Genomic DNA, 5,089 nt, shown 5'->3' with positions numbered 1-5,089 from the left:
TCGGGCCTGGCTGGAGCAGCTGGCCCCTGGGGGAAGGCTGGTTGCCGTGCTGCAGCCGGGGCAGGCGCCGCTGGGCGGCGTGCTGGTGGCCCAGCGGGACCAGCGAGGCCTCCGGCTGCAGGGGAGGCTGCGTTTTCCCGCAGCTTTCATGCCGTTGCGCCGGGAGTCGGGCTACGCAGACCGCTCGCCGCGCCCGGCTGGGAAGAGCTGGCCACGCTGGGCCCAGTTTCGCGGGGAGCCGGAGTGGCCGCTCACGCCCCAGGAGCTGCAGCAGGACCCGTGGCGACTGTTCTGGCTGTATGCGCGGCTGCCGGGCCTGCAGTGCTGGCAGGAGCAGCGGCAGGGACGCCGCTGGCTGGTCTGGTGGCTGGCGACGCAGCCGCGGGGGCTGGTCTGCTGGAGCCGAGCCGGCAGCGAGAGCGATCAGGAGGCGACGGTCGAGATCGAGTTGCGAGGGCTGCCGGAGGAGGCGGCGACGACCTGGCAGCGGCTGCAGGAAGCCTGGGCGCTGTGGCGACGGTGGCAGCCGGGGCTGGAGCAGTATCGGCTGGAGGCAGATGCGCGGGGGCAGCGCCTGTGGGCGGAGACCGCAGGCGGCTGGCTCATCGCCCGGGCGACCTCCTGGGCGGAAGAGGAAAAGAAGGCCGGGCAGGCAACGCCGGTGCGCCTGAGTGGCATTTGAGGCACCGAGAGTGGTGGACAGGTCCAGATCGAGATTGGGCGCTCGGCTCCCGATGGTGGTGAGCGAGAAAGGAGGCCCATCGGTAGGCAGCAGTCGAAGGCGCCGCTGCTGGAGATACGCGGGCTAAGCGTGCGCTTGAACGGCGGACGGCGGCATTGGTATCGAATGGCGGCGGTGTAGAATGTCGGGCTGACTCTGGACCGGGTGCGTTGGGCCTTGTAGGCCAATTGGGACGAGCTGTATGCCAGCAGTGAGGAGGTAGATGTTCAGGAGCCGCTGTTCTTTCTGCTCTGTCTGGCGTCAGAGCGACCCTATCATCCGAGGCCACAGGCTGCTAGCTGGCTCCATCTGCATCTCGGGCATGAGCGCCGCCATCTCCTCCACGCCGCTCTGGAAGGGGTAGCCTTTGGAAGGCGTCTGGCCCTGGAGGCGCTCTCTGAGAGAAAGGAAGGTGACCAGCTTCTCGCCGCCGATGGAGGGAGCTTGCACTCTAGCTGGCAGCAGATGCTGGCGGATATCCTGAGACGGGAACTTTGGACTGTCGCTGAGAAGGACACGGCGGTGCGAGGGGCTGCACTCCTGGTCGGACTCGCTGCAGGTGATTGAAAGGATGCCACTGCGCTGGAAGCGCAGCGCCCACCGGTTCTGTCTGTGGCGGCTCCTGGTGCTCGTCGAGCTTTCTATCAAGAGCGCTACCAGCGCTCTCGCGAGCTGTTGCTCTCACCCACGGCTGCCCTGCAGGAGGAGCGCGAGGCAGGCGGTACAAGGCTCCGTGAAAGCGAGGGAAGGGTTGGCCAGTTGGAGCCAGGGTGATTTCGCGCTGGCGAGCAGATAACCAGGCAACCTGCCCACTCAGTACTATGCTCATCTCAAGTTGCCTCGCGGCTGTCCACCAGGAGCCACTCGGGCTGAGGACATCCCCAGCGCAAACGTCGCAGGAAGCGGCGTATGGAGAAAGAGGCCGTAGCCGTATGAAATAGATCTGCTGTGTGACTCAGCCATCGGCGACCACAGGGTCAGTGAGCAGACAATCGAGAAAAGGCCCCAAGAGGTCGGCATGGTTGAGCTGATAGCAGCACTTCTTGCCAGAAGGGGCCGGGCTTGAGGGGGTGCTGACCGCTGGGCCTTCCTCCTCGGGCAGCTCTGAGGCTAGCTCAAGCATGCATCTGGCTCCGGGAGGCCAATGCTGGGGTGCGCTCCTGCAAAATCGATCAAGCAGCCGTTGGCGGTGAATCAGGCCGCTGATGATGACAACCCCGCGTCGCTTTAACAGTCTGGCTGTGATCAAGGCACCTTGTGCATAGGGAAAGGCGCCGTCGGAGATGATGAGCAAGACCTTGCGGTGCTGCTGATAGCATGGCTCAAGGAAACGACGGGCTGCCCAGTCCAACGCCTCCTGAAAAGGAGTAGCGCCGAAGAGGACGCCTGCGGTGCAGAGTTGCTCTTCAAACTCAGCAGGAACCAAGGTGCTCAGACTCTTAAGCGGACGGATGACCTCGCGGCTGCTAGCCAGCCGAATCCAACGCTGAAGGTTGTTCCTGGCCTCGCACTGGAACTGACGAAGGAAGAGCGACAGAACGGTCTCCTCAATGAGCGGTCGCAAGATATCCCAACCATGTTTCTGGAGAAAGCGCCTAGTCAGGCTCTCAACAGTGCGTCGATCGAGGCGAGCCGAGATCAGACGCCGCTGGGCCATCAGCTTGCCAAGCAACAGCGTCAGAACCATTGTCACGTGCTGCTCGACCTCTCTTTGGAGGTCGGCATAGATGCGCCTGGCCAGGGTCAGAGCCTGTTCCTCATCCAAATCATCAACGATCTCTTCCAGAGTGAAGCCCAGGACGAAGGATTGCAGTGCTGTGACAACATATGTCTTGGCGAAACGTTCCAGGTGCCTTTCAATAATGTGGACATAGTGATCCCGATAACGCTTGAAATGTCTGTTGGCCTGGTTGAAGACCGAATCTGCGTATTCCCTGGCAGCGTGGCGTGAGATCTCGCGAATCCTGACGGCTCGCTGTTCTAGCTGCTCCTGGAACAAAGCTGCGAGTCGAGGGAAGCAATCGAGACGGGCGAAGCGGGCCAACAAGCTGCGCTGAAGGCGGCGTGTGGCTGACTCGTGCAGGGCCTGTTCAATGTAGTCCACCAGTTCACCAAAGGCATTGGCCACAATGGCCGTCTGCTCGAAGACCGTGCCGGCGCACTGTTGCCATTTCCGATGGAGGAGCTGCTGGAAGCGCTCCAGATCAGCTTGGCGCGGCACGATCTCACTCAATGCCAGCAGATCGCAGACCAAATCGAGCAGGCCCATACTGGCACAGGGCTGCTCCTGCTGGGGCGGGTTGGCCTCCTCTGTCTCCAGGTCGTAAATGGGAGTGACGTGGCATCGGAAGCCGAACCCCAGACAGAAGACGTCGATCGCTGGTAAGCTGTCCTGCTGCCCATGGTGGCGAAAAGACTCCACGGCCCTGTTGAGGGCCTGCAGCAGGACCCTGGCGCGCGGCAGAGGCCGGCCATCAGTACTATGCCACTGCTGGCGCATTGAGGCGGAGACATCAACCAGGATGCCTAGCAGCAAAGGAGGGCGAGCACTCGCACGTGGCGAAGAAGTCAAAGGTGTGGCGTCCGTCGTGGACATCGTTAACTCACCATCCTTTGGGAAAGGCCCTGGCGGCCTCCGAATCTTCTAACAGGCTCAAAACGACACGCACAAATTCTTTGAGCACCGTTGTATGATTCACCTGAACAAAGAGACGCGCCTGCGGATAAATCGTCCAGCCGTGCCTGAGCAGGTGACGCCATACCTCTGACTGCTCGGGTAAAGAAGAAGCCAGCTCGAACATAACCGCGGCCTCTGGTCCCCAAGAGGGTGCGATAGTATTGCGAAGCTGGCGAGGGTCGCTCAGATCCTGGGGGCTGATCAGGCACGAGATAATCGTGACTCCCATCCGCTGCAGCTGTTGGGCCAGAGGTAAAGGGTCCTGCTGGGCGAATTTGCCATCGGAAATGAGCAGCAGTAAGGTCCGAGTGGGAGGAGTCGAGCGTTGTTGCAGCTCTACCTGAAACCGCCGGATCAGTTCCTCAAACAGCTCTCTGGAAGGCGTCGCCCCAAAGACCAGCTCTTTGAGGACCGTCAAATCAATGCGCCAACGCTCAGGCACATCAATGAGATCTAGCGCCTCATCTAAGGAAAGTGTTGTGTCCCCAAGTGCCTCTGCCCTGGCCAGAATCGTCGACCGTCTGGCTCTGATCAATTCCTTGATCGCTCTGTATTCGCCAAGCTGATTGATCACCCGTTGGCTTTTGCTGAGCAGGTCACCCAGGTCGAGACTCTTCAGCAAGGCGCTCGTCTCAGCATAACCGCTAAGCTGGCGCCTCCAGCTCTGTTTTTTGGCCGCCGTGGCATCCTCGATCTCGGCCTGGGGAAGCTGTTCCCGAATGGCCCTCAGCAGGCTGAAAAGGTCACACACGGGCACCGAGCGCAAGCCGAAGCCATAGGCGAAGAGATCAATGGAGGAGTCCAGGGAGCGGGCACGGCTCTCCCGCAGGCTGTTTCTGGCTTCGACCAGCAGCTCGCGCCAGGCTAGCTCAACGCTCTGGAGGCGGTTCAGCTCCTTCTCACCTTCAGAACGGATGCTGGCTTGCATCGAGCCAGAGAGATCAAAGGCACAGCCAATGAGGTAGCGGCCAGGCCGGATATAGGGACGCTCACGTCGGGCGCTGATCTCCTGCCAGCTCTCTTCAGGCTGCTCGTCGTTTATGGGGGCCACACACTGGCCATGCTTGAGCAGGTGCGGCAGAGTTGTTTCACGTGGCCTGGTCAGAGCAATAGCAGTACAGCCCTGCTCGTAAGCTTCCTCATAGGACTTTCCTGCCCCTAATGCATCATAGAAGCCGCGGGCGAACTCGATAGCAGCCTCGTCGGAGATCTCCTGGTCCATGGCGATCGTGAAAGGGACTGAGGTCAACGTCTCTCCCTGGGCCAGGGAATGGCAGATGTTGAGTACGACACAGTCCAGGGCTGGATGCCCTTGGAAAAGTCGCGCCAGGCCAGCCGGAGGAACAAGGTGACAACCGTGGCGCTCATCTGCAAGAAAAATTCCCTCTCGTATCCCATGACCAGCCAGGTGCACAATCTGATACGACCCTTCTATCAACGCCCGCTGTAGATCAGCTGTCGTGGCTGCCTGACGCGATACAAGCTTGATGCGCTCTCTACAGATGCTGCGCTCAATCGCTTGTCTGATCTGGCGCTCTTCTCTATCAAGTTCAAGGCGCCGTTCGGGCAGGGGATTGGCAAAGATCAGAAGAACCTTGATCTGTTTAGCACGCACCATCGCTCCCGTCCTTTCACGAATGAAAGGCTAACCAAGGCAGAACGCTGCTACTCTCTTAGAATAACACAAATAA

The 5,089-nt window shown here is 60.6% G+C and carries 3 protein-coding genes and 1 pseudogene; 2 read left to right on the top strand and 2 right to left on the bottom strand.

The features are described 5' to 3' along the window. Positions 1 to 682: pseudogene (locus tag IRZ31_RS20090) on the top strand (hypothetical protein); the annotation flags it as partial. Between the two features lie 237 nt (positions 683 to 919). After that, positions 920 to 1,288, top strand: coding sequence for an FGGY-family carbohydrate kinase (locus IRZ31_RS21515; RefSeq protein WP_084659217.1), 369 nt, complete (start codon positions 920 to 922; stop codon positions 1,286 to 1,288). A gap of 388 nt (positions 1,289 to 1,676) precedes the next feature. On the opposite strand, the gene IRZ31_RS20085 is transcribed toward IRZ31_RS21515, so the two are convergent. Continuing rightward, positions 1,677 to 3,317: a VWA domain-containing protein gene (locus IRZ31_RS20085; RefSeq protein ID WP_069806207.1), complete on the bottom strand. Its 1,641-nt coding sequence runs from the start codon at positions 3,315 to 3,317 to the stop codon at positions 1,677 to 1,679. Between the two features lie 7 nt (positions 3,318 to 3,324). Next, entirely contained in the window at positions 3,325 to 5,016 is a 1,692-nt protein-coding gene (locus tag IRZ31_RS20080; protein WP_287269405.1) for a CHAT domain-containing protein, read from the bottom strand. Positions 5,017 to 5,089 lie beyond the last annotated feature (73 nt).

The sequence above is a fragment of the Thermogemmatispora sp. genome, from assembly GCF_019683635.1.
Lineage (GTDB): Bacteria > Chloroflexota > Ktedonobacteria > Ktedonobacterales > Ktedonobacteraceae > Thermogemmatispora.
This window is presented reverse-complemented; position numbering and strand designations above follow the sequence as displayed.

What these genes read in the sequence shown, in the direction of transcription:
- IRZ31_RS20085 (WP_069806207.1), bottom strand. Translation starts at nt 3,317, where the DNA reads ATGTCCACGACGGACGCCACACCTTTGACTTCTTCGCCACGTGCGAGT.
- IRZ31_RS20080 (WP_287269405.1), bottom strand. Translation starts at nt 5,016, where the DNA reads ATGGTGCGTGCTAAACAGATCAAGGTTCTTCTGATCTTTGCCAATCCC.